Origin of the sequence: Acinetobacter sp. BIGb0196 (assembly GCF_011759595.1) — a bacterium.
Taxonomy (GTDB): domain Bacteria; phylum Pseudomonadota; class Gammaproteobacteria; order Pseudomonadales; family Moraxellaceae; genus Acinetobacter; species Acinetobacter guillouiae.
On sequence record NZ_JAAOZA010000002.1, the window covers coordinates 721,247 to 746,701 of the forward strand.

Below are 25,455 nucleotides of genomic sequence, written 5' to 3' on the forward strand. Positions count from 1 at the left end.
AATAATTAAATATTGACTAGACGATTCGATTTCACCATATCAGCCAAACCATGATGTTTAAAGTAATACTCCATCCAGCTCTTGACCATGAGTGGGTTATTCATCGCAATCACTTCTTCTAATAGCTTTTGTGCATCTGTCATCGATACATGACAAATCGCTTTACGCACTCGCAGAATATTACTTGAACTCATCGATAAGGTATTGAATCCCATTGCCATAAGTAAGATAGCTGAGAGTGGGTCGCCTGCCATTTCTCCACAAATACTGATCGGTTTTTCATACTTATGACATTCTTGAACCAAACGCGTTAAAGCGCGAAGTACAGAAGGGTGGAAGTGTGAATAAACACTGGATACACGCGGATTATTACGATCAACTGCCAATAAATATTGAATCAAGTCATTTGAACCGACTGAGAAGAAATCGACCAATTCAGCAAATTCACCAATTTGTAAAAGTACACTCGGTACTTCAACCATAATCCCGATTTTCGGTTTGGCGAAGTTAACTTGCTCTTCTTCTTGAACCGCAATCCAGTCACGTTCCAGTAAGTAAAGTGCTTCTTCTACTTCACTGACACTGGTGACCATTGGCAATAAAATATGCAGATTATTTAAGCCGATACTGGCTTTTAACATTGCTCGGATTTGTGAGGAAAAGATTTCAGGGTGATCAAGGGTAAAACGAATGCCGCGCCATCCTAAAGCTGAGTTTTCTTCTTCAATTTGGAAATATGGCAGGTCTTTATCCGCACCAATATCAAGTGTACGCATCACCACAGGTTTGTTGGCAAAGTGACTAAGCTGTTGACGATAAATCGCACGCTGTTCTTCTTCGCCCGGGAAGCGTTCACGCAGCATAAATGGAATTTCAGAACGATAAAGCCCTACGCCTTTTGCACCACGTTGAACCCCACGTACCACATCAATCATTAGACCGGTATTGACATACAGCTTTACAGCAACACCATCAGGTGTAATGGCATCTTTGGTTTCGTATTGCTTTAAATCTTTGGCAATTTGTTCTTCTTCTTTTTGGATCTCTTTATAACGTGTACGTAAACGACGTGGTGGATTGACAAAAACCCGGCCTTGATAAGCATCGACAATCATTTCAACGTCATCAAGCGTATTTACCGGCAGCTCAGTAACACCCACCACAGTTGGAATACCGAGAGCACGGGCGACAATCACCATGTGTGAGTTGGCAGCCCCTTCAGAGGTTACAATCGCGGCGATTTTATCTACAGGAAGCTCAACCAAAGCAGCCGTACTAATCTCATCTCCAATTAAAATACTTTCAGAGGTGATCTCTTTATGGCTGGTATCACCTTCTTGTAATGCTGCTAGGATTCGGCGTCCAAGGTCTTTTAAATCAGATACGCGCTCACGTAAATAGTCATCTTCCATTTGTGCAAAAAGCGCAACATGGCGTTCAATCACATTTTTAACAGCACCTTGCGCCCAGCTCCCATCTCGGATGATTTCTTTAATTTCAGCAGGTAGCGCATTTTCATCCAACATACGTAAGAACACGCTAAATAAAGCACGTTCCTCTGCCATGAGCGAATCTTGCATTTTGTCATCAAGCGATTGAATTTCATTGCGTACAGACGCAATGGCTTGATCTAAAAGCTTAAGTTCTTCACTGATATCATCCGCATCACGGTCTGGGACTGAAGCTAAATCTGCCGGAGGGTAAAGGATGATGGCACGACCAAGTGCAATACCGCCTGCACCAGATGAACCTTGGAAGGTCTTGTAATTAGATGAATTGCTGGGTTTACGGAAAACATCAATATTACCCACTGCATGTGCATGAGCAATTACCCCAGAGAGTTGTGCACACAAGGTCACCAGAAATGATTCTGCTGCCTCGCTAAAATCTTGAGGTTCGGTGTTCTGAACCACCATCACGCCCATCACTTTGCGGCGATACATGACTGGAACACCAAGGAACGAGTTATAGATCTCTTCCCCTGTCTCGGGGAAGTAGGCAAACCGTTCATGTTTAAACGCATTGTCTAAGTTGACAATCTCTTCACGTTGCCCCACTAAACCAACCAAACCCTCGCCAAGTTGTAAGGAAACTGTCCCCACAGATTCTTGGTTTAAGCCTTTGGTTGCCATGAGTACATAACGTTGGTTACGTTCATCTAAAAGGTAAATAGAGCAAACATCAACATGCATGGCTTCGGAAACTTGATTGACCATGATTTCCAAAGAATCATGCAAACTGACTGACGCATTGATCTCTTGTACAATACGTCTTAATGTGTCCAGTTGCATGTTCGACATGGATGTATGCTCCTAATTTAAGCTATGTTTTAAAGCGACTTCATCAGTATTATTTATAACAGTACTACCTTGAAAAATCATTCATATTTTGAAGAAATTTCAGCTGTATATTGCGGCATTCGCATACATAACTCCATCATCGCTTTACGATAAACATCTCGTTTAAAATTCACCACTTGTCCAAGCGGGTACCAGTAACTAACCCATTGCCATTGATCAAACTCCGGCGGGTCAGAGAGATTCAACTGAATATGTTTCGTTGAAGCTGTGAGTTTCAGTAAAAACCATTTTTGCTTTTGTCCAATACAAATCGGATCGGAATCCGAGCGAATGTATCGAAGCGGCAAACGATAATGCAACCAGTCATCTGTCTGGGCAATAATTTGGACATGTTCGGGTAGGAGCCCAACTTCTTCTCGTAGTTCTCTAAATAGAGCTTGCTCAGGAGTCTCTCCAAACTGGATGCCTCCTTGAGGAAATTGCCAAGCATTGTGTCCAATGCGTTTTGCCCATAAAACTTGTCCAATATCGTTTGCCAAAATGATCCCGACGTTGGGTCGGAAACCTTCTGAGTCGATCATTTGGCTACCTAAAATTTGTTAATTTCATTTGACTTTATATATGGGGACATACACTCTTTTGTCCAACTCGATAAAGTCAAAGTAATAATGTTTTAAAATTGCTATGATCTTAACGAATTTCTATCGACTAGCGGTGATAGATTTACAATTTTTTTCTTAAATTTCAGTTTAAACGAGTATTTTCATGGAATTGGCGCTGTTTGACTTAGATCACACCTTATTAAATACAGATTCTGACCATTCTTGGGGAGAGTTCTTAGTCAATGAAGGCTTGGTCGATCCAGTCCGACATCGTGCGATGAATGATCAGTTTTATGAAGACTATAAAGCAGGCAAGCTTGATCCAATTGCTTATAATGAATTTGTCTTTGAGTTTCTTACTCAACATGATAATGATTATTTAACTGAGTTACATCAGTTATTTATGCAAAAAGTGATCCGTCCACAAATGCGTCCAGCTGGTTTTGCCGCGATTCAAAAACATAAAGATTTAGGCCATGCGTTGGTTGGTATTACGGCAACCTCAGATTTTATTACTGCACCTATTTTTCGTGAATTTGGTATCAGCGAAATTATTGCGACCAATGCTGAAATAAAAGATGGGAAGTACACGGGGAAAGTGACCAATATTCCATGTTACCAAAAAGGTAAATTGGCACGTTTGGATCAATGGCTCGATGGTCGTACTGTCACTGAATCATGGGCTTATTCAGATTCGATTAATGATCGTTTTTTATTGGAATATGCTGACCATGCGATTGCAGTAAATCCTGATGATCGTCTTGAGCATCTGGCAAAAGAACAGGGTTGGGATATCCAAGATTGGTTGATTTGAGATGGGCTGATTATTGTGATTTAAAGCAGTGTTGATCATTGCTTTTTTATGGCTTGATTGTTTTGTCAAAAATGAGAAGTTTTGTAAATATTTTTATAAATGAAGATTTTGTACTTCATTTATAGTGTAAAAATGCTATGTTGATTTGAGTACTTTTAAAACTGACGGAGATTATATAATGAGCCAGACACGTCCAAGAATGACCAATTTATTTGAACAACTCGGCTTGGATTCTAGCGAAGAAGCAATTCAAAGTTTTATTGAAAATCACCAGTTGGATGCAGATACTCTAATTACAGACGCATCTTATTGGAGTGAGGGACAACGTCAGTTTCTTGCTGAAAAAATTAAATCTGATGGTGAATGGGCATTAGTGGTTGATCAGTTAAACGAGTCTCTACATGAAGACTCGGTAAAGTAAAAAATTGTGCAATGAAGATTTTATAAGGGAATGAGGGGGAAAGATAAGTACGATCATTCCTGTGTAATATGTAAATCCCTTATTTTGAGTAACAAGATAAGGGATTTTTATTGCAGGAGATTATTTCATCATCTCAATCAATTCCTGTACAGCTCTAGACTGGGTACGTCCAGGATGCCAAACCATACCCAATTGGCGGTTCATTTCAAAACGAATATCAAGTTGTTGTAAGTCTTGATTTAACAAAGTTTTAGGTAGAACAGACCAGCCTAAACCAATGGAAACCAACATCCGAATAGATTCAAGCGGATTATTGCTCATGGTAATTTTTGGCTTTAAACCTTTCTTTTCAAACTCTGCCAAGGTAATTTGACTGGTATAAGTCTGTGCTGCTGGCAATAAGCTTGGGTATTCGATCAGATCTTCAAGTTTAAGGTTCTTTTTTTGTGCCAAAGGATGAAAGGGTGCAACCACGAATACCAAAGGATCATTCCAAATCGTGATATAACGCAAACGCTCATCACCTTGTGGCGGAAGAGTTAAAAATGCCAGTTCTAAATCCCCAGCAAGCACTTGTTCATGCGCTTGTTCAGAGTCCACAAAATGTACATCTAGTTTGACTTCAGGAAAGTGCTGTACATATTTTTTTAAATGCTGTGGTAAATGGTGTAGGCCAATATGGTGACTGGTGCCAATCTTGAGTTTTCCTCGAACTTCACCTTGCTCATGACTCAGGGTATGGTGAATATCTCCCAATTCATTTAACCAGTTTTTTACTTTAGGTAATAATGAATGCGCTGCATGTGTGGCTTGAACACCACGACCTGCAGACTCAAAAAGTTTGACGCCGAAATATTCTTCTAAGCTATGTATGCGTTTAGTGACAGCTGGCTGAGTAATAAACAGATGTTCTGCTGCCATAGAAATCGAACCAGTTTCCATAACTTTGACAAAGGCTTCAAAAGCAGCGAGATTCATAATATTTCCATCCATAAAGAATTTTTATGCTTAATTCATTATTTAGAAAATTTAAGAATTAATCAAAGTAATTTTCAAATTTTTTTATTTTTAGCAAAGTGATTGGTTGTATTCGCACTTTAGAAAAAATTTAATACAACTTTTTACTATACAATTTAAGCAAAGCTCATTTATAGTCAGCGCATAAAAACAACAAAAGGAAAGCTATTTGAATCAATCAACAAACACCACTATTCACTATTTTCAACAACATACTAGAAATACCTTCTCTAAAACTTGGCTTCGATTTTTTACCACGATACTGATATTTTCTGCTCTAGGTTTAATCTTTGTATATTTTTTCAATATCTATTTCCCCAGCATTATCATCGCTATTCTCAGCATAATTTGGTTGAAGCTTCGATTAAATCGCTTAAGAAAAATGCAAGATTTGGAGAGTTTTAAATTTCCAAATCGTATTTGGCTTGCTTTTAAACAAAGACATCCAAATATCAGACAATCTTCCTATCCATTGATTGAAGAAGGTTTTAAAGACTATTTAGCAATTCATTTATGGCGTAGGGGAGCTTATGCAATGCCTTCACACTCAGTGGACGCGTTATGGCATATATTGATTGAAGAATTTGATGACTTTTATCAGTCCATGAGCCAACGTTTTTTAGGCTATGAATTGATTCATAAACCACATGATTTACAAGCAACTGAATCACAGCGAGCTGCTCAGAGACAGCAATTGCTCAATACTTGGCATGGGGCATGTGCTTTACATGGATTGAATCCACAAAACACGCAGGTCTTACCGCGAATTTTTCAGGTTGATGCCCATGTTCGATGGGAGCGGGGGTTAATTTTTAGCTTACCGTTTATGATGACAATGTATAGCCAAATGATGAGTTCAACTTCAGATCTTCCACAGGCTTCTGCAACATCATCATGTTCTTCTAGCTCATGTTCAGGATCAAGTTCATCCAGTGATTCGAGCCATTCACATAGTACAAGTTCTGATTCATCTTCTTCTTGTAGTAGTTGTAGCAGCTGTGGAGGAGGCGGTGGTGATTAGCACCTCCAGCCACAGAAAATACATCTGATTTAGACTTTAATTTCAGTACTTTCTGCTGCCTTTTGGTCTCGTTTATTCCAGGCCTTTTCATGGAAAAAGAATGCAAATGCTTGTACAGTTGGTTCAAGTAAACTTAATGTCACGGCCATCCAAAAATTACCAGTCACGGCATAAGCAACTAACATCGCTACTGTGATATGCATGATGTAATAACTTAAGGTTTTTTTGAAAACACGTTGATTGCTTTGTAGGAAATTTTGGATACTCGCCATGAGGATCACCACTTATTTAATTCAATAGTTAAATAATAATCATTATCAATTGCAATGTAAAAAGGTTTTTTTGATTAATGTTGATTGGATAAAGCGATATTTTATTCTTGATACCTTGCATCGTGATTGTTGATATAGGATTTATTGACTTCTTTTTAAATAATGGATTTGCTTAATTTATGGTTTAGGACGTACATTTATTTGTCTAAGCTCTATTTTTTCTTGATGATTAAGCCAAGTGCTTTTAAAGTCATTGAAAATATATCATTGATTTAAATACTTTATAAAGGTGATTTAAGGAGCATTTATTTTGATAAGATTAATTCCAAAAAGTTTTTAAATTAATAAAAATGATAAATTAGATTTATGTAAAAACGTGGTTATAATTGAGTGAATGAAAGAATTACCCAGTCCAGTGGAGCATTTCGACATGGCAGGCGAAAACCAAAAAGCAAAAACAGAATCAGTAAAAACTTTGTATGACAAATTGTGGGATGACCATCTTGTAACACAACGTGATGATGGCTCAGCATTACTTTATATCGACCGTCATTTATTGCATGAAGTGACTTCTCCACAAGCATTCGAAGGCCTACAACTTGCTGGGCGTAAACCTTGGCGTTTAAGTGCTAATGTTGCAACACCTGACCATAATGTTCCTACATCAACCAAAGAGCGTTCAGAAGGGATTGCTGGGATTGAAGATGATACTTCTCGTATCCAAGTTCAGACCTTAGACGATAACTGTAAAACCTTTAATGTGGTGCAATTTGACATAAACGATGTGCGTCAAGGTATTGCACATGTCGTTGGGCCAGAACAAGGTTTAACTTTACCGGGTATGACGGTGGTATGTGGTGACTCGCATACAGCGACACATGGCGCATTCGGTTGTTTGGCACACGGGATCGGAACGTCAGAAGTTGAACATGTATTGGCAACACAATGCTTAGTACAGAAGAAAATGAAAAACATGTTGGTGCGTGTTGACGGAACATTAGGTCAAGGCGTTACACCAAAAGACGTGGTTTTGGCAATTATTGGTAAAATCGGAACGGCTGGCGGTACAGGGCATGCGATTGAATTTGGTGGTCAGGTATTCCGTGATATGTCGATTGAAGGGCGTATGACCGTGTGCAATATGGCAATCGAAGGCGGTGCGCGTGTTGGTATGGTTGCGGTCGATGATAAAACGATTGAATATGTTAAAGATCGTCCTTATGCACCAACAGGCCAACAGTGGGATGCGGCAGTCGCGTATTGGAATACTTTACATTCTGATGAAGATGCACATTTTGATACGATCGTAGTTTTAAATGGTGAAGAAATTGAACCACAAGTATCTTGGGGCACTTCTCCTGAGATGGTGATTCCTGTATCTCAAGCTGTTCCAACTTTGGAACAGGCCAAAGATGATGTACAGCGTAATGACTGGACCCGTGCGTATCAATATATGGGTTTAAACGCAGGTCAGGCATTGGCTGATATTCAATTAGATCGTGTATTCATTGGTTCTTGCACCAACTCACGTATTGAAGATATTCGTGCTGCTGCAGAAGTGGCAAAAGGTAAAAAAGTAGCGTCTAGTATTAAACAGGCCATGGTTGTTCCAGGCTCTGGTTTAGTGAAACAACAAGCGGAAGCGGAAGGTTTAGATAAAATCTTGATCGAAGCTGGTTTTGAGTGGCGTGAGCCAGGTTGTTCAATGTGTTTGGCGATGAATGCTGATAAGTTACAACCGGGTGAACATTGTGCATCGACTTCAAATCGTAACTTTGAAGGCCGTCAGGGCAATGGTGGACGTACTCACCTTGTCAGTCCAGCAATGGCCGCTGCGGCAGCAATTGCAGGTCACTTTGTTGATGTACGTTCATTCTAATCAGGCTTAAGGAGCAAAGAGATGAAAGCTTATACCGTTGAACAGGGTATTGTTGCACCTTTAGACCGTGCCAATGTAGATACCGACTTAATCATTCCAAAGCAGTTTTTAAAGTCAATTAAACGCACCGGTTTTGGTGATAACTTATTTGATGAATTACGTTATTTAGATGAAGGTTATCCGGGACAGGACAATTCTAAACGTCCGAAGAATCCTGATTTTATTTTGAATCAGCCACGTTACCAAGCGGCATCTGTATTAATTTCTCGTGCCAATTTTGGTTGCGGTTCAAGTCGTGAACATGCGCCTTGGGCATTGGAAGAGTATGGTTTTCGCACAGTGATTGCACCAAGCTACGCAGACATCTTTTTCAATAACAGTTTTAAAAATGGCATGTTGCCAGTGATTTTGCCTGAATCTGTTGTGGATCAATTATTTAAAGAATGTGCTGCTCAGGAAGGCTATCAATTAACCATTGATTTAGAAGCTCAAGAAGTCCGTACACCAAGTGGTGAAGCTTTTAAATTTGAAGTAGATCCATTTCGTAAACACTGTTTATTGAATGGCTTGGATGATATTGGTTTGACTTTACAGGCTGCGGATGAAATTCGTGCTTATGAAGAAAAAACCAAACAATCACGCCCTTGGGTATTTGCTGAAATTCAAGGTTAATTTTCAGCGAACATTTTACACATAGCGTGAATGCCTAACTCTTGCTAACATGCGAGTATAACAAAATGAATGTTGACTCAGTGAAGTGAGGGTTGGGGTTGAGCAATGACTAAGTTTTTGAGTTGCAGTGTTTTAATCGGTTTAACAAGCTTTATGCTTAGTGCATGTCAATCCACTCAAATGGTTGATTTAATGCGTATCAAGCAAGCTGAAAATAAACATGTCAGCCAAAATTCGGTTTCTGTCTATTGTTCAGGTGCAGAGCATTGTGAATTTGCGCGCTTAAATGATGTGATTATCATGGATGAACGTGCACAACGTGCCAATCGTAGCGCCATTCAAAAGGGTTATCTCAAATTAACAGGTGAGCCTTTAGATCAAAATGGTGTTTATTTAACGATTCCACCTCAGCAATATGAGATGGTGATTCGATTCTATCCAATCACTAAACAGCATGCTGAAGTTTTCCATGTTATTCATGATTTTAAAGCAAATCAAAAATACACATTTAAGATGTATCGCTTAAGGTCACAGGGTTCAGGAAGTTTACTGAATGTTTCTTCACCGACACCGTTATGTGTCGATATGATTCAAGAAAAACGGACAATTCGCCGTTTTTGTCGCCCGCATAATGCGGTGACTGGCGTGAGCGAATTTGTTGAACAGAAGATTTAATCTCACATCAGTATAGATACTGAACAATAAATGGAACTACAAATGTCTAAACAAATTTTGATTTTGGCAGGTGATGGTATCGGTCCTGAGATCGTTGCTGCTGCTGAAAAAGTACTGGCACGTGTCAATGATAAATTTAATTTAGGTTTAACATGGGAACAGGGTTTGTTAGGGGGTGCAGCAATTGATGCACATGGCGAACCTTATCCAACTGTAACAGCGGAACAAGCGAAAAAAGCAGATGCAATCTTACTGGGTGCTGTAGGCGGTCCAAAATGGGATAATATTGAACGTTCAATTCGTCCAGAACGTGGCTTATTGAAAATTCGTAGTGAATTAAATCTATTTGCTAACTTACGCCCTGCAATCCTTTATCCGCAATTGGCGGATGCATCTAGTCTTAAACCAGAGATAGTTTCGGGTTTAGATATCCTTATTGTTCGCGAATTGACGGGTGGCATCTACTTTGGTCAACCACGTGGTATTCGTGAACTCGAAAATGGTGAGAAGCAAGGTTATAACACTGACGTTTATTCAGAGTCTGAAATTAAACGTATCGCAAAAGTTGCTTTTGAAATGGCAAACTTACGCGGTGGTAAAGTTTGTTCAGTGGATAAAGCCAACGTGCTTGAAGTGACTGAGCTTTGGAAGCAAACAGTGACTGCACTTAAAGAACAACAATATCCAAATATTCAACTTTCACATATGTACGTCGATAATGCAGCAATGCAATTGGTTCGTGCGCCAAAACAGTTTGATGTGATTGTGACAGGGAACTTGTTTGGTGACATTCTTTCCGATGAAGCAGCAATGCTAACCGGCTCTATTGGTATGCTTCCATCTGCCTCTTTAGATGAGAATGGCAAAGGTATGTATGAACCTTGTCATGGTTCTGCTCCTGACATTGCTGGCCAAAACGTTGCTAATCCACTTGCAACCATTCTTTCTGTGGCAATGATGCTACGCTACACCTTCCGTGAAGAAGTGGCTGCAAAAGCCATTGAGGATGCTGTAGGGCAAGTTTTAGACCAAGGTTTGCGTACTGGCGATATTATGTCTGATGGTATGCGTAAAGTTGGTACGGCTGAAATGGGTGAGGCTGTCGTTGCAGCGATTGCTTAAATACCTGTTTTAAATGCTTGGCAATAAAAAACACAGCTTAAGCTGTGTTTTTTATTGTTAAATTTTAGCTTTTGATAAGTTTTGATAAAAGTCTATTCATATTCTCGCCATTATAGTGATGGGTATTAGATTCACTTTAAAACAGCTAACAGGCTCGACCTAAATACTCAACAGATTCAGCAACACCATCTTTTAATTGAAAAGTGACTTTACAATTAAAATTAATGTCATAGCTTGGCGTGCCTGTCGTATCATAACGAATCACTGGCAGACCCATTGCATTAGGGCCTACAGTCGCATTGCCTCCTGCCATGGGGATATTGATTGGTCTAAGGATGGTATAGCTTAAGGTGCTATTACTGGTTTGGATTTTATCGCTTACCTGATACCCCATTGCCTTAAAATTTAAATTGCTTTGAATTTCAGTACTGGTTTTACCAATGAATTGCTGTAAATATTGATCTAAATTTGCTGGTCGGGTGTTTAAGCTTGTACATCCAACAAGTGCAATAGATGCCAATAAAAACATACATACATGTATTTTCATAAGCTTCACCTGATCCATAGTTAACTTAATTTAGAAATGATCTCTATTTAGTATAATAAATATACATGCATATGTATCTAGATCATTTGCTGGGCAAACCAAGTGGTATAGATTTTACTAAAAAGAGTCAAACAGACAGAACTGGTGAAGCTGTGAAAAGATCAGTTGTATTAAAATTTAGAACAAATTAGTGCTATCAACTTTGAAGTAAATGGATTACAAGTGATAAATAGGTATATGAAACAGATTTTAATGTGTCAGATGTATAGTTGCCAGACGATAAAAGATCGTAAGCAGGAGGATAAATCTTGTGGATAATGAAAAAGCCACCTAAAAGTGGCTTTTGCTTACACTAAAACTTAGCGTGCACGATATGTAATACGACCTTTTGTTAAGTCATATGGTGTCATTTCAACTTTTACATTATCGCCTGTTAAAATACGAATATAGTGTTTACGCATTTTACCAGAAATGTGAGCAATCACTTCGTGACCGTTTTCTAAACGCACACGGAACATAGTATTAGGAAGCGTTTCGGTGACAACGCCTTCGAACTCGATAAGTTCCTCTTTATTGGCCATAGCCTACCTGATGATCAAATTGGAAAGGCGCAAATTATAGGCAATTTTTTGCAGAAAGACAAGAATATTCGGCATTACAAGGCGGTAGATGACTTGAAAATAAGCGAACATATTGTTAAACAATTTCTACAAAAAAAAGCGGATAAATATTGTCAGTTTGGTCAATCGACTGTAATCTAAATTAAATGTTTTAAGTATAAATGAATAACATACAAGGAAGGGCACTGCGTGAGTCAGCTAACTGATGCTTCGGTTGTTTTACGATTAGGCTATCAAGCGATCCGTCGTGCAGGATTGCCGACAGAAGAAATATTATCAAAGGCTGGGGTAGCATTGGGTCAGGTCGACCAAAATGCTCGAACACCGTTGAATGCACAATTTGCATTTTGGGTCGCTGCGGAGGAAGTCAGTAATGATCCAGATATTGGTTTACACCTCGGAGAGCACTTGCCACTGTATCGTGGGCAAGTGATCGAACACCTGTTTATTTCAAGTGAAAATTTTGGCGAAGGCTTAAAGCGTGCTTTGGCTTATCAACGTTTAATTAGCGATGCATTTCATGCCAAATTGATCATTGATGATGACGGGCGTTGTTATTTAACCAATGGTGAGCAGCCTTGGGGTGAGAACATCGTCAATCGTCATTTTTCAGAATGTGCTATTTCAGGGATTTTACGCTTCTTTAAATTTATCACTGAAGGACGATTTGAACCGATTTACATCGATTTTAATTTTGCCAATGGCGCTTCTGATGGTGAGTATTATCGTGTTTATGGTTGTCCTGTCAGTTTAGGGCAAAAAGAGACACGTCTTTATTTTGATCCTTCAATTTTAGAATATCCATTGTGGCAAGCAGAGCCTGAGTTATTGCAATTGCATGAACAACTTGCAATTGAAAAACTGCAAGAGCTTGCACGTTATGATTTGGTGGGTGAAGTACGCCGTGCCATAGGCTCCACTTTGGAAAGTGGTGAAACAACCCTTGAAACTGTTGCTGCACAACTCAGCATTACCCCACGTCGTTTACGTACACAGCTTTCGGAAGCCAATACCAGTTTTCAGCAAATTCTTTCTGATTATCGTTGTCGCTTAGCCAAGAAACTGTTGGCCAATACCACCGAAAGTGTTGAGCGTATTGTTTATTTGACTGGATTCTCTGAGCCAAGTACGTTTTACCGTGCATTTAAACGCTGGACCAATGAAACGCCTGTGGAATATAGAAAGCGTAAGCAGCGTTAAATCGTATGCTTGTGGGAAACGAACTGAACAGTTTTAATATAAAAAATCCTTCTATTGAGAAGGATTTTTTATATGCAGCCCCAAAAAATTATTCAGGCATATTTAACCAATGTGGGCCTAAAGGTGGTTGAGGCAATTCAAATTGTTCTGGGTAATCTGCATGAATAAAATAAAGCCCATCTGGTGGTGCAGTGATTCCTGCCGCTTTACGATCTTGTGCCGCAAAAATTTCATCAATATGATCCACTTCATATAGACCTTGGCCAATCTCAAGTAAGCAGCCCATGATGTTACGTACCATGTGGTGTAAGAAGCCATCTGCCTGAATATCGAGAACTAGATAGTTGCCATGACGAATTAAGCGACAATGTTTGACATGACGTACAGGCTGATTGGACTGACATGCAGCAGCGCGGAAGCTTTCAAAATTATGCGTGCCTTGAAATTTTTGCGCCGCTTCAATCATTTTATCCACATCGAGTGGATAATAGGCATGTGTTACTTGTTTATGTAACAAGGCAGGGCGGTTTGCTGATTGATAGACCACATAACGATAACGACGAGCCTTTGCCTTAAAGCGTGCATGGAAATCGTTATCCATTTCTTTAATCCATTGGATTGAAATGTCTTTGGGCAATTGACTATTTGAACCCATTAACCAACCACGTATAGGGCGAATCGCATTGGTATCGAAGTGGGCCACCATATTAGTCGCGTGGACACCCGCGTCAGTACGACCTGCACCATGTAAAATAATAGGCTCGTCGGCAATTTTACTGAGCACATTTTCCATGGTTTCCTGAATACTACGTACGCCAGGCTGTTGAGTTTGCCAACCTTTATATCGCATGCCACAAAACTCAATACCAATTGCAAAACGTTGCATAAATACCTCTATTCAGGATGATCATACCAATGGTCATGCCATTGTTCCGAAGAGGGGTATTGTAAATAAATTTTAACAATTTTGGCATAAAGATCTGCTTGGCTCAGTGCATCACTGACTAAAATTTTTGAATCTTTGATCCATTGGCTAATCGCATAGCGTTGATCCATGCCGCCTAGAGGCACTTGAGTCGATAAAATGATTTGGCAGCCATTTTCCTGCAAGCTTTTAATTTTTTGGATAATGCCCGCATTTACGGCTAAATTACCTACCCCATAAGCTTGAATGATCAAGAAATGCGGAGCATGTTTGGAGAAAATTTCCAGATTACGTTCAAACTGTAATATTTCAGTCGGCACCATCATCCAATTGACGATATTGAGCGATTTGGCTTTTTCGATATGTGAAAGTTGTACCTGAATGACGGAATGATCTACCGCTATTTGTTGTTCGGCTTTGAGTCCTTTAAACGCATCTAAAGCAGTGCTATGGGCTTTTAATGTGGTTCTTGCATGAATCACTTGATGGTAGAAAGCCAAATACACGCCTACAGGAAGTCGAGTGACGGCATCGAGTGCGGTATTTAAATTATCCAGCGCATCGGTGAATTCTCGAGTATTGTCCCCTTGAATATTGAGCAGTGGATATTGGCTTCCAGTAAGGACGACATGACAGGACTCAGCTAAAAAGCGTGATAAGGTCGCCGCAGCATAACTGAGCGTATCTGTACCATGAATAATGACAAAGTGTTGGAAATTTTGGAGTTGTAGGCTTTGTATTTGTTGAATCAGCATAAGCCAGTCAATGGCTGTACATGCACTACTGTCTTTGATACTGGGCGCCTTAAAGCACTCAATTTTAAACTGAGGTGCTAAGACCTTTTTGAGTTGTGGAATAAACTCAGCATCAGGCATCGGCGCTAAAGGCTCGCCAATACAGCCAAAAGTTCCACCCATGTAAATTAAAGCAATTTTTTTGTTCATAATAAAAAAGCAGCCATTCATGACTGCTTTATCTTAAGACGAATAGATTTAAGAAGCTATTTGATTGAGTAAATTTTGTGATTGTTGGCGTTGTTCAGCGGTATACGCTGCTTCATTTTGTGAGAGTAGCTCACGAACGGAAGCATATGCACCCAAATTTAGATATTGTTGAGCGAGGTCTAAATTTAATTGAACTTCATTCACTTGCGCCAGCTCAGGGAATGAATGGAGTAATGGGTCGTTTGCATCTATGGCCAGACTGGTTTCAGCTTCACTAGGCGTTTCAAGGCTAAGTGTTGCTGTGCTAAGTGCTTGTTCAACTGTTTCAGGTTTTGGATCTAGATCAAAACTAAAAGTGGGCCGTGTCTCTGGTTCAGTAGGCGTGAGTTTAAATTCAAAATCACGTACTGGTGTGCTTTCTTCAGTAGCTGCTGGCGTAATCGGTTCAGCAAAATCGAGTTTGAATTCTGGTGCGATCTCAACTTCTGCTGCTTTTTCAACTGGAACTGCTGCAGGTTCATTTGCTGTAAACGTGAACTCTAGTGGTTGAACAGTTTCAGTTTTAATTTCTGGGGCAGGAGGAACTACTTCAAAAGAAAGCTCAGGTGTTGTTGTTGGCGCTTTTTCAGGTGCAGGATCTAGATTAAATTCTAAAGGCTGAACAGGTTGTTGCGGTGTCTCAACTTTCTGTTCAACAAGCGTTGCATGATCGAATTCTAGCGCATCGACTTGTGCCAGATTTTGCGTTTCGGTTTTAGATACAGCGGGTTGTGAAATTGTTTCTGTATTTCCAATCAAGGCATCAAAGGCAGCTGTATTTTTGCTTTCTGGCACGACAGGGCTTGAGGGCTCAAAAGCAATCGATTCAACTGGGTGATCCGCTTGATTGGCTTTTCGTCGTTCTTCGGCTTGAATGACGATTTCGTCTAAGCCCAATGAACGAATATGATTAATCAACTGATTCACTGCAAATTCATCTTTTTGTGCCAGATGCACATCTAAAAGATAAAGATAAAGTTCATGTTGAGCATTGTCTTGGTTTAAAACTTGATTGATTTTTGCTTCAGCAGAAAAATAGTTTTTCTCAGCAATCAGCTTTTCAATATTGCTTTTTAATTCAGGGCTTAATGGTTTTGTTGCTTGTTTAACAATAACTTCATCTTCAACAACAGTGGTCTGTTGTTTTTTTGAGGTACGCGCAGTACGTGCAACATTTTTCTTTGAAGTCTTTTTATTGTTACTTTTTTTGTTATTGGTACTGGCACTCTCTTTATTGGCATCCTCTCGTTTTTTGAGCACGATCGCCACGACCAAGAGTAGAACAAATGGAATCACATACAACAACATTTTATTTCCCCTTCATTGAGTACAATGAATCAATATTTTGAATATCCTAACTATTTGGTTTTTTTGCATTCTGCTGTTGTAATTGCTGTTGCAATTGAGCGAGCTGAGCATTTAATAATTGAATTCGCTGATTCTTTTGTTGTAAACCTGCTGCAAGTTGGTTCACATTCTTCTGTAATTTAACCGTTTTTTCACGAGATGTCATAACTTTTGTAGATAATTCAGTAGTGGTCTGATTCAACTGTGTATTTTGCTTTCCTTGACTCTGAGCAGCGGGTTGTTCATTGTCTGCGACTAAACTCATTTCTGCTTGATCTAAGCGATATTTGGCTGAACCCGATTGCTTTTTGGCAATTTCAGGTGCAGCCGTTGCAACTTTATTTTTGCTTTGTGGTATTTGACGATAGCTGGCTGCTAGATTGAGTGCAGCGCCACGACGAATACGGTTTACATCACCTTGAATAAACGCATTGGCATTATTTGCTTTAATTTGTCTCATCACTTCTGGAACGCTTTGATTGGTTTCTGCTGCAATCCGAGATGCAATTTTCCACAGTGATTCATTGGCCTGAACAATATGTTTAGGTTGTTTATCTAATGCTTTATTGGCTTTTTCCTGTTTAAGCACTTTTTGTGACTCTGCTTTCGATTTCTCTACGCGAGACTCATTCGATTTTGCTTGCTTGGTCTCAACTTTGGAATCTTTTGGCTTTTGTGATTCTGCTTTTTGCTCGTCTGATTTAGCGGATGGGATCTGAGCTTTTGCAGATTGCACTGGTGCTTTTTCGGCTGGAGGCTGAGGCACTTGTTGCACTGTTACAGCTGCTGTTTGTGGCGTATTCTGAGCACTGCTTTGAAGATGGTTAGGAGTATTGGTTGTAGCTGCAGGTGGTGTGGTTGTCGCAACTGTAGTTGGTTTTTGTTCTGTTTTGAGTGCTGGTGGTGCAATCACATTAATCGCTAAAGTACCAGCTGAATCCGTTGTCGTCGTTGCTTTGGTTGCCATAGCTGGTGGAGTTACGACTTCTGGCGCTGTCACGTGGTATTGCGTGCTGGTTGGTAAATTTAATGCAATATCTTTTTCGCTGACGATGATTTGAGGTGTCAGAGGCTTTTCTTTGACTAAGGCATTGCTCATTGGAGCAGGGACGTTGCTACGCCCACGGGTCAGTGGGGCTTTGACTTGCTGAATATGGGTTGCACTCCCTTCTTTGACTTTTAATAATATATTTAATTCAGATTCAACAATCGGACGAGAAGAGGTAATCACAATCACCCCAGTGCCATCTCCTGAACGACGAGTATAAAAATTTAAATGTCCAGGTGCTTGCGTGGAAATACCAATATTTTGAATATCATCTGCATCGGCTAATCCGACTTCTATTTTTTCATTTGGATTTGCATTACTAAACTTCATTTCAGCATAAAGCAAATCACCAGACCCTGATTGAACTTGGATCGGGTCTATTGTAATCGCACTCACCGCTTGCGACGTCATGATGGCTAAAATGGCAATTTTTAATTTGTTATATACAGTCATCTCTATCCATTGCTCTGACAAAGTTCAAGGCATCCCCATAATACAATATTTAGCTGTAGTCTATATGTAAAATATTAACATTAGAGTTACATAAACATAGTTACATAAAAAAGCCGATCAAGATAGATCGGCTTTTTCATTGTTTATGAGTTTTTTGTGACTTTAAGCATTTTTATAGTCGATTAAGATACGTAACATACGACGTAAAGGCTCAGCAGCACCCCAAAGTAATTGGTCACCTACAGTGAATGCGCCTAAATATTCTTTACCCATATTTAATTTACGTAAACGACCTACTGGCACAGATAGAGTACCTGTTACAGCGACTGGAGTAAGATCCGTCATTGATGCATCGCGTGTATTTGGAATCACTTTTGCCCATTGGTTAGACTGACGAATCATGTCTTCAATCTCATCAAGCGGAACATCTTTTTTCAATTTCAATGTTAAGGCTTGAGAGTGACAACGCATTGCACCAATACGTACACAGTGACCATCAATTGGAACAATCTGAGCATTACCTAAGATCTTGTTGGTTTCAACTTGACCTTTCCACTCTTCTTTAGATTGACCGCTTTCAAGTTGCTTATCAATATAAGGGATCAACGAACCTGCTAAAGGCACACCGAAGTTTGCTTTCGGGAAAGCTTCGCCACGTTGTAATTCGGCAATTCGGCTGTCGATGTCTAAAATCGCAGAACGTGGATCATCTAACAAGTCTTGAGTATTGTTATATAAATACCCCATACCTGTGATCAGCTCACGCATGTTTTGCGCGCCAGCACCTGAAGCGGCTTGATACGTCATCGCCGTCATCCATTCCACCAAATTGTGTTGGAACAGTGAACCCATGCCCATCAACATCAAAGAAACCGTACAGTTACCACCAACAAATGTTTTAATACCATTGACCAAACCGTCTTTGATAACATTTAAGTTGACTGGGTCGAGTACAATAATTGCTTCATCATCCATACGTAATGTAGAAGCTGCATCGATCCAATAGCCTTTCCAACCTTCAGCTTTTAGCTGAGGAAAGACTTCTGATGTATAGTCGCCACCTTGACAGGTAATAATGACATCCATTTGCTTCAGACTGGTAATGTCCGTCGCTTCCATAAGTGCTGGAGCAGTTTTACCACCAAAAGCAGGCGATTCACCACCTGCGTTACTGGTAGAGAAATAGAATGGCTCAAAATGAGCAAAATCATTCTCTTCAACCATACGTTGCATAAGGACAGAACCAACCATCCCGCGCCAACCGACCAGACCTACTTTCATGTCACTTTGCCTCGGTGCGTTAAAAAATAAAAGGGGGTTTGAGTGTATCAAAAGAGTGTGTAACTGCAATAGCATACACAATGAAAACACAACTATATTGTGCAATATATCTTGTTTATGATACATGCAAAATTGATATTAATTTATGAATCATTCAAAAATTAAGAATATAAGAGTGACAAAATATGATCTGGATAGAAGTACTTGCGTTGATTGTGATTTGGCTAAGTTTCTGGTCACTGATTCCCCGTGATGAATGGTGGTTTAGAGGTGCTGATTTTCCACGCTTGCAGATATTATTTGTTGGTCTGATTGCCTTGGGATTGATGTTGTTTTGGACAGCGCCGTGGGACTTGGTCCGTGAAGTGATTTTATTTTTATTGATTGCTGCCTTAGCTTTTCAATTAAAGATGGTTTTGCCTTATACCTTCATTTGGAAGAAACAAGTCAAACAGGTGAGCAAAGATCAGCTTAATCCTGATCAGCAAATTTCAGTGATTGTGTCGAACGTGCTGACACCGAATGATCAATATCACTTATTGCTTGAGCAAATTGAACAGCACCAGCCAGATATTGTTTTGACACTTGAAACTGATCAAACTTGGCAAAATGAATTGGCTCAAATTGAAAAAGATTATCCTTATCGTGTGGCTATACCTTTAGATAATCTCTATGGGATGCATTTGTATAGCAAACTCAAGTTGGTCGATACAGAGGTTAAATTCATTCTCAGTGATGAAATTCCGTCTATTCATACCACGGTGATTTTACCATCTGGGCAAGCGGTGCAACTGTATTGTTTACATCCCAAACCACCAAGTCCAACAGAAGCCAAAGACTCGACTTTACGTGATGCTGAATTGCTTATTGTGGGGGATCAGATCAAAGACTTGGATGAGAGCTGTATTGTTATGGGGGATTTAAACGATGTTGCTTGGTCACGCACAACACGTTTATTTCAGCGTATTAGTGGTTTGCTTGACCCACGTGTGGGGCGCAGATATATCAACACCTTCCATGCTGACTATAAATTTTTGAGATGGTCTTTGGATCATTTATTTCACAGTACAGATTTTGCTTTAGTACATATGCAACGACTGCCTCATGTGGGTTCAGATCATTTTCCGATTTATGTGGTATTACAAACAGGGCGTATTTTTGAGCAAACTCAAGAAGAGTTAGAGCAAACCGATGCAGATGAAAGGGAAGCGCAAGAGGCAATTCAGGAAGGGATTGAAAAAGCAGAGAAAGAGGAGAAGTTGGTGACTGATGAAATTGCACAAAGTTATAAAGCTGGAACCTGATTGTCTGACAAAAAAAATAAAAAATGGCTGATTTTTGTAAGCAATTACTTACATGGATTTAGGCCCTAAGCGGATAGCATGCAAAGCATATTCGTTTTAATCTTTACTTATCGACACAGGGAATGAGAACGGAAAATCTCACTAAGGAAGACGAAGTCGATGGAGCAATCATCAAGGATTTGATGTTGGAATGGATAACCAAGAAAATAAGAATAAGATGTGAAAGCACAACCTCATGAACCCGAGTTTTGCAGGATGCAGAACTCGGGTTATGCTTTATTTATGGTATATAATTTAGAATAGACAAAATTGAAAATAAAAAAGAGTGGCTATGTTTCTCGCAAAAGTTCAAGAATTCGCTTCAAGTCTTAAACATTTTACTGGTTTAAGTAGTGATGCTTTATTTATCTATGCAGGTTTAATCATCTATTTTATTGTTGCTGCAATTCATAAAAGACAACTTAAATCAAATTTTGCGATTATCGCCACAGTGGTGCTTGCCTTTGTAATTGAAATCTTTAATGCACGCGCAGATATTTTTGGTAGAGGCTATTGGCGTATTTGGGAAAGTATCCATAGCATAGTCAATATGATTTTTTGGCCTTATGTGATTTGGGCTATGGCACGTTTTCGGGTATGGAAAGGTTAGTTTTTCTACTTAACCCGCTTATGATCCAAATTATTTTTATTTTCCATAATGTTGATTTAAGGCGTCCATTTCAGCAGAAATTTTTTGTTGAAGCGCCATTGAGCGTTTACCAAGTTGCTCAAATTCATCGCTGGGTGCATTTGCATCAAAATCTGGGGCTGTTGAAAGCGTATACATTTTCTGACTGGTGATTAAATTATCAATCATTTGTGTGCGTAGACTTTGTACTTCACTGCTTTTTAAATTTAATGCCATGATTTGTTGTTGAGTTTTCGCTTGTATATCATTGGCTTTGAGTAAAATATGCTGGCGCTTTTCAGGTTGGGGAGCAGCTGATTGAAGCTCCGCTCTTAATTGAAGTGCTTGCGTATTTGCGTGATTGACGATCTGATTAAGTTGAGCCAAGTCTGTTGTAATCTCTGTTGCGTTGGCTGTACTCAGTTCAGTCGCTTTGCTTTTCCAATTGCCTTGAATTGTTGCACTAGACGTAGTTTCTGAGGTTTTGTTTTGGGCGATATCTGCTTTTTGCTCTGAACATGCAGCAAACATCAAACTGGAACTGATCAAACATGAAAAAAGAACTTTATTTGTGATATTCATTGTTTTATTTTCCTTAAATTTGAATTTATTATTGATAAATCTTAATTCGCTTTGTTTGATCAAGAAAGTGGGCATGTGTAACTAGACGCAGTTCGCCATGAACGATGGTATTTAGACGCTAGATGACCAAAATAAAAAAGGAGATATTTTTTATCTCCTGATCGTTAAAACAAAAATACTTAAACTTAATAGATTTTCTCGTAGCCTTTTGGACGTGTTTTAAAGCGACGATGAAACCACATATATTGTGTCGGTGCGATCCGCAGTTGATTTTCAATGATTTTATTGACACGAATCGCATCATCCATTTCATCTTCACTGGGTAATGGATCAACAGCAGGTTCAATAAGCACATGATATTTTGGATCTTTGATATCACCATCACGATAAAAATACAGTGGGATTGCGACAGCTTTTGATATTTTCAATAAACGTCGATGCGCAGTTACCGTTGCAGCGGGCGTACCAAAAAAGGGAGCCATTACCCCTTGTTTTAATCCAAAATCCTGATCTGGACTATACCAAATCGCATCACCTTCTTTCAGATGGCGAATCAATCCACGCATATCATCATGATCAATCTGCGCTTTATAAATCGTTGCACGACAACGATAAATCAGCATATCGAGTAAAGGATTATTCTGTGGGCGATACACGACATCGGGTTCAAAAAATTGTGCGCATAAATAACCACCAGCATCAAGCATGGTGCTATGGGTGCCGAGTAGCAGTATGCCTTGACCATTTTGTTTGGCCTGTTGGATATGCTCTAGCCCTTGAATGCTGACACGGTTTTTAAACCATTGTGGTGAATACCATGCATTTAATGTTTCAAAGACCCCGACCATTTGATCAACAAAGACTTGTCTTGAGTTGTCGATGACTTGTTCAGGCGACCATTCTGGAAAGCAGACTTCTAAATTACGCGTTGTTGTTTCACGACGCGATTTTAGTCGGTCAAAGGCAATATTGCCCAACAATGTTGCTAAGCGATACTGAATTGCCCAAGGCAAAATTGCGAGCATCATCAAAAATACAATCGCAATCCAGATTCCCCAATATTTCGGATGTAAAAATGCCCAATAAAATTTTCCAGGCTCGTATTGATGCTTTTTACTCATAGCAGTTTTGTAAATTTTGGGGAAGTTAAAACTGAAAGGAGTGTAGCATGAAGCGGTTTAAAGAAGAAAATTCAAGATGTCATTCACTCTCATCGAGGATAAGCAAGGAAGCATGACGTGAAAATAATTCGGTTAATTCAAGGTGATATTACAGTTCAAAAGGTGGATGTAATTGTGAATGCTGCCAATACCTCGTTACTTGGCGGTGGTGGTGTGGATGGTGCAATTCATCGTAAAGGTGGTTCTGCTGTTTTGGAGGATTGTCAAAAGATCCGAGCCAGACAGGGTGGTTGCGCAATTGGTGAAGCAGTGATTACCACAGCGGGGTTGTTGCCCTGTAATTATGTGATTCATACAGTGGGCCCCACTTGGCAAGATGGACAGCATGCTGAAAATGAACTTCTTGAGAAAGCCTATCTCAATAGCTTAAGACTCGCTGAACAATATCAGCTAAAAATACTGGCATTTCCGAATATTTCAACAGGGATTTATCGTTTTCCCAAATCAGAAGCAGCATTTATCGCTATAAACAGCGTGACTAAGTTTTTAACCCAGACGAACAACTTAGAGGAAGTCAGTTTCGTGTGTTTTGATTTGGAAAATTTTAAAATCTATCGCCAGCATCTTGCTGAGATTGATCAAAAGCAAGTGCATGTTTTAGGTATATAATCGCAGTTATTCACTGACTATTTTAGACAACCTTGCGATGAGAGATACCTACTTAGACAGTTGTAAGGCAACACTGATATTTCTAGTGGTTCTCGGGCATTTTCTAGAACGCATGATCGGTTGGAAAGATCCGATTGATCATGTCTTATTAGGTACGATTTATTTTGTACATATGCCTGCTTTTATCTTTATTTCGGGCATGTTGTTTAAAGACAGTAAATGGTTTAAGAATATTTTATTTTTTTTCGCGCTCTATTTACCCTTTCAAATTCTATTTCCTGCATTTGATGCGATCTGGTCTGGTAAATTTCAGCTCAATTGGAATGTGTTTGAACGACCTTATTGGATCTTATGGTATCTGTTGGGCATGATGGTATGGACAACGCTTACCCATTTTTTGATAAAAACAAAATTTGCACTGCTGATTGCACTGATTCTTGCTTTATGTGTCGGTTTAAGCCCATGGAACAATTACCAATACTCTATCGGAAGAATTTTTAGCTTCTTTCCATTTTTTATTGTGGGTGCACTTTATGGCAAAACCATTGTCGAGAAAATTCAGCAATTTAAATTCACTCAAATTTTAGCTGGATTCATCGTGGTGGGTATTGCAAGCTTGGTGTATTTCACCCAAATCAACCCATTTTGGTTATATGGCAGTTTAAGTTATCAGCAACTTAAGGTAAGTATGTGGGATGGTACGTGGATCAGAATAGGCTGTCTTTTGGTGTCGAGTTTGGGCATTTTCGCGATGTTTGCATGGACAAAATTATTAAATATTGGCTGTGTGCAACTTGGAAAAAACACCTTGGCGGTGTATTTGCTACATGGTTTTGTGGTGATGTTAATTGCACGTTATTGGCAACTGGATTTTCATATTTTTGTGGAAATTGGGATTTGTATTGGTTTATCTGTATTGACCTGCTGGATGTTACAACAGCAATTTTTTGATATTTTATTAAGAAAATTATCTTTATGGTTAATCAAACCTGTTGAAAAATTCGGTTTAAAGTAGCGAATGGATTTGAAGCGATCCAGAGCATTCGCTAAAAATTTAAAAGCTACACTGTTGGTGTAGCTTTTAAGCATGAGGATCATAATTTTATAAAGCGACAGTTTTAAAACAACGTTTTAAAGTGGATTATTTGGTTGCTGCTTTACCCTCTACTTTTTTTGCTGTTGCTGATTTTTGTGCAGCGGCATGGTGTTTTTGGCTATGACCAGCTTTATGTTGTTTTTGCATTTGATGGGTTTTAACCGCTTGAGTCGAATGCTGTGCTGGAGTTGCTGCCATTGCAGAACCTGCGAAAATTGCTGTGGTGAATGCTGCAACAAGTAATGATGTAACTTTTTTCATGATCATATTCTCACTAAATAATTCGAGATCTGAACTAGATTCGATAATCATATCTTGGAGGATTTGTATGGAAACATCATGAAGTGCTTGTAGCGAAATTCAGTATAAATGAAATGATCATGGGTAAGATGAGTGGGGAATGGTAAGTGCTTTGATTTTTTAAGTTTTATTTAATTTTAATCAGTAAAGTATTGCCGTCATTTTAACTTGAACTAAGCCATTTAAATAAGTGCGTTTATTTTTAAAAATGAAAGATTCTGTTATGTATCATTTAAAGTATTAGCTAGATGATGAAACTCTGATTACAGACTTAAATTTAGCACTTTGATCTTTTACTGCTACTCCACTATTGAAATGTTCCCCACATGAATAAGACAATCAGAAGAGCAACCATAAAGGACTTAATTGCAATTACCCAATTGATTGCGCCTTTTATTGATGAGTTTGCAATTAATGGCAGTGGGCGACAACTGTTTTCCGTAAGTATGATTTAAAATTTGGCTTTGTGGTGAAAGATGAAACCATTGAAAATCATGGGTTGCGTTATGTTTCAATG

The 25,455-nt window shown here is 39.2% G+C and carries 27 protein-coding genes; 13 read left to right on the forward strand and 14 right to left on the reverse strand.

Annotated elements, in window-relative coordinates; translation table 11 throughout:
• Positions 1-5 precede the first annotated feature (5 nt).
• Both ptsP and FHR28_RS16180 read right to left on the reverse strand, forming a co-directional pair.
• On the reverse strand, positions 6-2,300 hold the full coding sequence (ptsP, locus tag FHR28_RS16175) for a phosphoenolpyruvate--protein phosphotransferase (protein ID WP_004718112.1): 2,295 nt from the start codon (positions 2,298-2,300) through the stop codon (positions 6-8).
• Positions 2,301-2,377: 77 nt separating this feature from the next.
• A complete protein-coding gene (locus FHR28_RS16180; RefSeq protein WP_004718109.1) occupies positions 2,378-2,881 on the reverse strand; it encodes an RNA pyrophosphohydrolase in 504 nt (167 codons plus the stop codon).
• 184 nt (positions 2,882-3,065) lie between these two features.
• On the opposite strand from FHR28_RS16180, the gene FHR28_RS16185 reads away from it, so the two are divergent.
• Together FHR28_RS16185 and FHR28_RS16190 are read left to right on the forward strand one after the other, a co-directional pair.
• Complete coding sequence (locus tag FHR28_RS16185; RefSeq protein ID WP_166783067.1) at positions 3,066-3,716, forward strand: HAD family hydrolase; 651 nt, start codon at positions 3,066-3,068, stop codon at positions 3,714-3,716.
• Positions 3,717-3,894: 178 nt separating this feature from the next.
• Positions 3,895-4,137, forward strand: a complete 243-nt coding sequence (locus FHR28_RS16190; protein WP_004718105.1) for a DUF2789 domain-containing protein — start codon at positions 3,895-3,897, stop codon at positions 4,135-4,137.
• Between the two features lie 120 nt (positions 4,138-4,257).
• Here the strand turns inward: FHR28_RS16190 and FHR28_RS16195 are convergent, their stop codons facing one another.
• A complete protein-coding gene (locus tag FHR28_RS16195) occupies positions 4,258-5,115 on the reverse strand; it encodes a LysR family transcriptional regulator (RefSeq protein WP_004718104.1) in 858 nt (285 codons plus the stop codon).
• A 421-nt stretch (positions 5,116-5,536) separates the two neighbouring features.
• Between FHR28_RS16195 and FHR28_RS16200 the strand changes: the two genes are divergently transcribed.
• The gene (locus tag FHR28_RS16200) at positions 5,537-6,175 is read left to right on the forward strand and encodes a hypothetical protein (RefSeq protein WP_105713981.1); all 639 of its coding nucleotides are present in this window, start codon (positions 5,537-5,539) and stop codon (positions 6,173-6,175) included.
• Between the two features lie 29 nt (positions 6,176-6,204).
• On the opposite strand, the gene FHR28_RS16205 is transcribed toward FHR28_RS16200, so the two are convergent.
• On the reverse strand, positions 6,205-6,453 hold the full coding sequence (locus FHR28_RS16205; RefSeq protein WP_171287934.1) for a DUF2061 domain-containing protein: 249 nt from the start codon (positions 6,451-6,453) through the stop codon (positions 6,205-6,207).
• Between the two features lie 424 nt (positions 6,454-6,877).
• Here FHR28_RS16205 and leuC point away from each other — a divergent pair, with 424 nt between their 5' ends.
• From leuC to leuB, 4 genes are all read left to right on the forward strand, one after another.
• Positions 6,878-8,326 (forward strand): 3-isopropylmalate dehydratase large subunit, encoded by a 1,449-nt coding sequence (gene leuC / locus FHR28_RS16210; protein WP_004818782.1) that lies wholly within the window; start codon positions 6,878-6,880, stop codon positions 8,324-8,326.
• A 21-nt stretch (positions 8,327-8,347) separates the two neighbouring features.
• Positions 8,348-8,998, forward strand: a complete 651-nt coding sequence (gene leuD / locus FHR28_RS16215; RefSeq protein ID WP_004718096.1) for a 3-isopropylmalate dehydratase small subunit — start codon at positions 8,348-8,350, stop codon at positions 8,996-8,998.
• A gap of 105 nt (positions 8,999-9,103) precedes the next feature.
• Positions 9,104-9,673, forward strand: a complete 570-nt coding sequence (locus FHR28_RS16220) for a hypothetical protein (protein ID WP_004718093.1) — start codon at positions 9,104-9,106, stop codon at positions 9,671-9,673.
• Between the two features lie 42 nt (positions 9,674-9,715).
• Positions 9,716-10,795, forward strand: coding sequence for a 3-isopropylmalate dehydrogenase (leuB, locus tag FHR28_RS16225; protein WP_166783068.1), 1,080 nt, complete (start codon positions 9,716-9,718; stop codon positions 10,793-10,795).
• A gap of 145 nt (positions 10,796-10,940) precedes the next feature.
• On the opposite strand, the gene FHR28_RS16230 is transcribed toward leuB, so the two are convergent.
• Positions 10,941-11,342 carry a hypothetical protein gene (locus tag FHR28_RS16230; RefSeq protein WP_166783069.1) on the reverse strand — a complete coding sequence of 134 codons (402 nt, stop codon included), beginning with the start codon at positions 11,340-11,342 and terminating at the stop codon, positions 10,941-10,943.
• A 359-nt stretch (positions 11,343-11,701) separates the two neighbouring features.
• Entirely contained in the window at positions 11,702-11,923 is a 222-nt protein-coding gene (gene infA / locus FHR28_RS16235; protein WP_004718087.1) for a translation initiation factor IF-1, read from the reverse strand.
• Between the two features lie 228 nt (positions 11,924-12,151).
• Here infA and FHR28_RS16240 point away from each other — a divergent pair, with 228 nt between their 5' ends.
• Entirely contained in the window at positions 12,152-13,162 is a 1,011-nt protein-coding gene (locus tag FHR28_RS16240) for an AraC family transcriptional regulator (RefSeq protein ID WP_004718084.1), read from the forward strand.
• An 88-nt stretch (positions 13,163-13,250) separates the two neighbouring features.
• Here FHR28_RS16240 and truA read toward each other — a convergent pair whose 3' ends face one another.
• From truA to asd, 5 genes are all read right to left on the reverse strand, one after another.
• Positions 13,251-14,048 (reverse strand): tRNA pseudouridine(38-40) synthase TruA, encoded by a 798-nt coding sequence (gene truA / locus FHR28_RS16245; protein WP_151957442.1) that lies wholly within the window; start codon positions 14,046-14,048, stop codon positions 13,251-13,253.
• 8 nt (positions 14,049-14,056) lie between these two features.
• Positions 14,057-15,031: an asparaginase domain-containing protein gene (locus tag FHR28_RS16250; protein ID WP_151957441.1), complete on the reverse strand. Its 975-nt coding sequence runs from the start codon at positions 15,029-15,031 to the stop codon at positions 14,057-14,059.
• 48 nt (positions 15,032-15,079) lie between these two features.
• Positions 15,080-16,378: a hypothetical protein gene (locus FHR28_RS16255; protein WP_166783070.1), complete on the reverse strand. Its 1,299-nt coding sequence runs from the start codon at positions 16,376-16,378 to the stop codon at positions 15,080-15,082.
• Between the two features lie 46 nt (positions 16,379-16,424).
• Positions 16,425-17,918, reverse strand: a complete 1,494-nt coding sequence (locus FHR28_RS16260) for a hypothetical protein (RefSeq protein WP_166783071.1) — start codon at positions 17,916-17,918, stop codon at positions 16,425-16,427.
• 162 nt (positions 17,919-18,080) lie between these two features.
• On the reverse strand, positions 18,081-19,199 hold the full coding sequence (asd, locus tag FHR28_RS16265; RefSeq protein WP_105713974.1) for an aspartate-semialdehyde dehydrogenase: 1,119 nt from the start codon (positions 19,197-19,199) through the stop codon (positions 18,081-18,083).
• A 185-nt stretch (positions 19,200-19,384) separates the two neighbouring features.
• On the opposite strand from asd, the gene FHR28_RS16270 reads away from it, so the two are divergent.
• Together FHR28_RS16270 and FHR28_RS16275 are read left to right on the forward strand one after the other, a co-directional pair.
• On the forward strand, positions 19,385-20,503 hold the full coding sequence (locus FHR28_RS16270; protein WP_166783072.1) for an endonuclease/exonuclease/phosphatase family protein: 1,119 nt from the start codon (positions 19,385-19,387) through the stop codon (positions 20,501-20,503).
• 331 nt (positions 20,504-20,834) lie between these two features.
• Positions 20,835-21,152, forward strand: a complete 318-nt coding sequence (locus FHR28_RS16275; protein WP_056516884.1) for a hypothetical protein — start codon at positions 20,835-20,837, stop codon at positions 21,150-21,152.
• A gap of 36 nt (positions 21,153-21,188) precedes the next feature.
• On the opposite strand, the gene FHR28_RS16280 is transcribed toward FHR28_RS16275, so the two are convergent.
• Both FHR28_RS16280 and FHR28_RS16285 read right to left on the reverse strand, forming a co-directional pair.
• Positions 21,189-21,752: a hypothetical protein gene (locus FHR28_RS16280; RefSeq protein WP_166783073.1), complete on the reverse strand. Its 564-nt coding sequence runs from the start codon at positions 21,750-21,752 to the stop codon at positions 21,189-21,191.
• Between the two features lie 185 nt (positions 21,753-21,937).
• Positions 21,938-22,873, reverse strand: coding sequence for a lauroyl acyltransferase (locus FHR28_RS16285; protein ID WP_056516890.1), 936 nt, complete (start codon positions 22,871-22,873; stop codon positions 21,938-21,940).
• A 117-nt stretch (positions 22,874-22,990) separates the two neighbouring features.
• On the opposite strand from FHR28_RS16285, the gene FHR28_RS16290 reads away from it, so the two are divergent.
• Both FHR28_RS16290 and FHR28_RS16295 read left to right on the forward strand, forming a co-directional pair.
• Complete coding sequence (locus tag FHR28_RS16290; protein WP_166783074.1) at positions 22,991-23,542, forward strand: O-acetyl-ADP-ribose deacetylase; 552 nt, start codon at positions 22,991-22,993, stop codon at positions 23,540-23,542.
• Positions 23,543-23,579: 37 nt separating this feature from the next.
• Positions 23,580-24,557 carry an acyltransferase family protein gene (locus FHR28_RS16295; protein WP_166783075.1) on the forward strand — a complete coding sequence of 326 codons (978 nt, stop codon included), beginning with the start codon at positions 23,580-23,582 and terminating at the stop codon, positions 24,555-24,557.
• A gap of 126 nt (positions 24,558-24,683) precedes the next feature.
• Here the strand turns inward: FHR28_RS16295 and FHR28_RS16300 are convergent, their stop codons facing one another.
• Positions 24,684-24,899: a hypothetical protein gene (locus FHR28_RS16300; protein ID WP_224964682.1), complete on the reverse strand. Its 216-nt coding sequence runs from the start codon at positions 24,897-24,899 to the stop codon at positions 24,684-24,686.
• Between the two features lie 365 nt (positions 24,900-25,264).
• Here FHR28_RS16300 and FHR28_RS22045 point away from each other — a divergent pair, with 365 nt between their 5' ends.
• Complete coding sequence (locus tag FHR28_RS22045; RefSeq protein ID WP_016539259.1) at positions 25,265-25,393, forward strand: hypothetical protein; 129 nt, start codon at positions 25,265-25,267, stop codon at positions 25,391-25,393.
• Positions 25,394-25,455 lie beyond the last annotated feature (62 nt).

Coding starts and splice junctions, on each gene's coding strand:
- FHR28_RS16275 (WP_056516884.1), top strand. CDS start 20,835: ATGTTTCTCGCAAAAGTTCAAGAATTCGCTTCAAGTCTTAAACATTTT.
- FHR28_RS22045 (WP_016539259.1), top strand. CDS start 25,265: ATGAATAAGACAATCAGAAGAGCAACCATAAAGGACTTAATTGCAATT.
- FHR28_RS16280 (WP_166783073.1), bottom strand. CDS start 21,752: ATGAATATCACAAATAAAGTTCTTTTTTCATGTTTGATCAGTTCCAGT.
- FHR28_RS16295 (WP_166783075.1), top strand. CDS start 23,580: ATGAGAGATACCTACTTAGACAGTTGTAAGGCAACACTGATATTTCTA.
- FHR28_RS16200 (WP_105713981.1), top strand. CDS start 5,537: ATGCAAGATTTGGAGAGTTTTAAATTTCCAAATCGTATTTGGCTTGCT.
- FHR28_RS16230 (WP_166783069.1), bottom strand. CDS start 11,342: ATGAAAATACATGTATGTATGTTTTTATTGGCATCTATTGCACTTGTT.
- infA (WP_004718087.1), bottom strand. CDS start 11,923: ATGGCCAATAAAGAGGAACTTATCGAGTTCGAAGGCGTTGTCACCGAA.
- FHR28_RS16185 (WP_166783067.1), top strand. CDS start 3,066: ATGGAATTGGCGCTGTTTGACTTAGATCACACCTTATTAAATACAGAT.
- FHR28_RS16300 (WP_224964682.1), bottom strand. CDS start 24,899: ATGAAAAAAGTTACATCATTACTTGTTGCAGCATTCACCACAGCAATT.
- truA (WP_151957442.1), bottom strand. CDS start 14,048: ATGCAACGTTTTGCAATTGGTATTGAGTTTTGTGGCATGCGATATAAA.
- FHR28_RS16270 (WP_166783072.1), top strand. CDS start 19,385: ATGATCTGGATAGAAGTACTTGCGTTGATTGTGATTTGGCTAAGTTTC.
- FHR28_RS16285 (WP_056516890.1), bottom strand. CDS start 22,873: ATGAGTAAAAAGCATCAATACGAGCCTGGAAAATTTTATTGGGCATTT.
- FHR28_RS16180 (WP_004718109.1), bottom strand. CDS start 2,881: ATGATCGACTCAGAAGGTTTCCGACCCAACGTCGGGATCATTTTGGCA.
- FHR28_RS16255 (WP_166783070.1), bottom strand. CDS start 16,378: ATGTTGTTGTATGTGATTCCATTTGTTCTACTCTTGGTCGTGGCGATC.
- FHR28_RS16220 (WP_004718093.1), top strand. CDS start 9,104: ATGACTAAGTTTTTGAGTTGCAGTGTTTTAATCGGTTTAACAAGCTTT.
- FHR28_RS16195 (WP_004718104.1), bottom strand. CDS start 5,115: ATGAATCTCGCTGCTTTTGAAGCCTTTGTCAAAGTTATGGAAACTGGT.
- FHR28_RS16250 (WP_151957441.1), bottom strand. CDS start 15,031: ATGAACAAAAAAATTGCTTTAATTTACATGGGTGGAACTTTTGGCTGT.
- FHR28_RS16190 (WP_004718105.1), top strand. CDS start 3,895: ATGAGCCAGACACGTCCAAGAATGACCAATTTATTTGAACAACTCGGC.
- leuB (WP_166783068.1), top strand. CDS start 9,716: ATGTCTAAACAAATTTTGATTTTGGCAGGTGATGGTATCGGTCCTGAG.
- FHR28_RS16260 (WP_166783071.1), bottom strand. CDS start 17,918: ATGACTGTATATAACAAATTAAAAATTGCCATTTTAGCCATCATGACG.
- asd (WP_105713974.1), bottom strand. CDS start 19,199: ATGAAAGTAGGTCTGGTCGGTTGGCGCGGGATGGTTGGTTCTGTCCTT.
- ptsP (WP_004718112.1), bottom strand. CDS start 2,300: ATGTCGAACATGCAACTGGACACATTAAGACGTATTGTACAAGAGATC.
- leuD (WP_004718096.1), top strand. CDS start 8,348: ATGAAAGCTTATACCGTTGAACAGGGTATTGTTGCACCTTTAGACCGT.
- leuC (WP_004818782.1), top strand. CDS start 6,878: ATGGCAGGCGAAAACCAAAAAGCAAAAACAGAATCAGTAAAAACTTTG.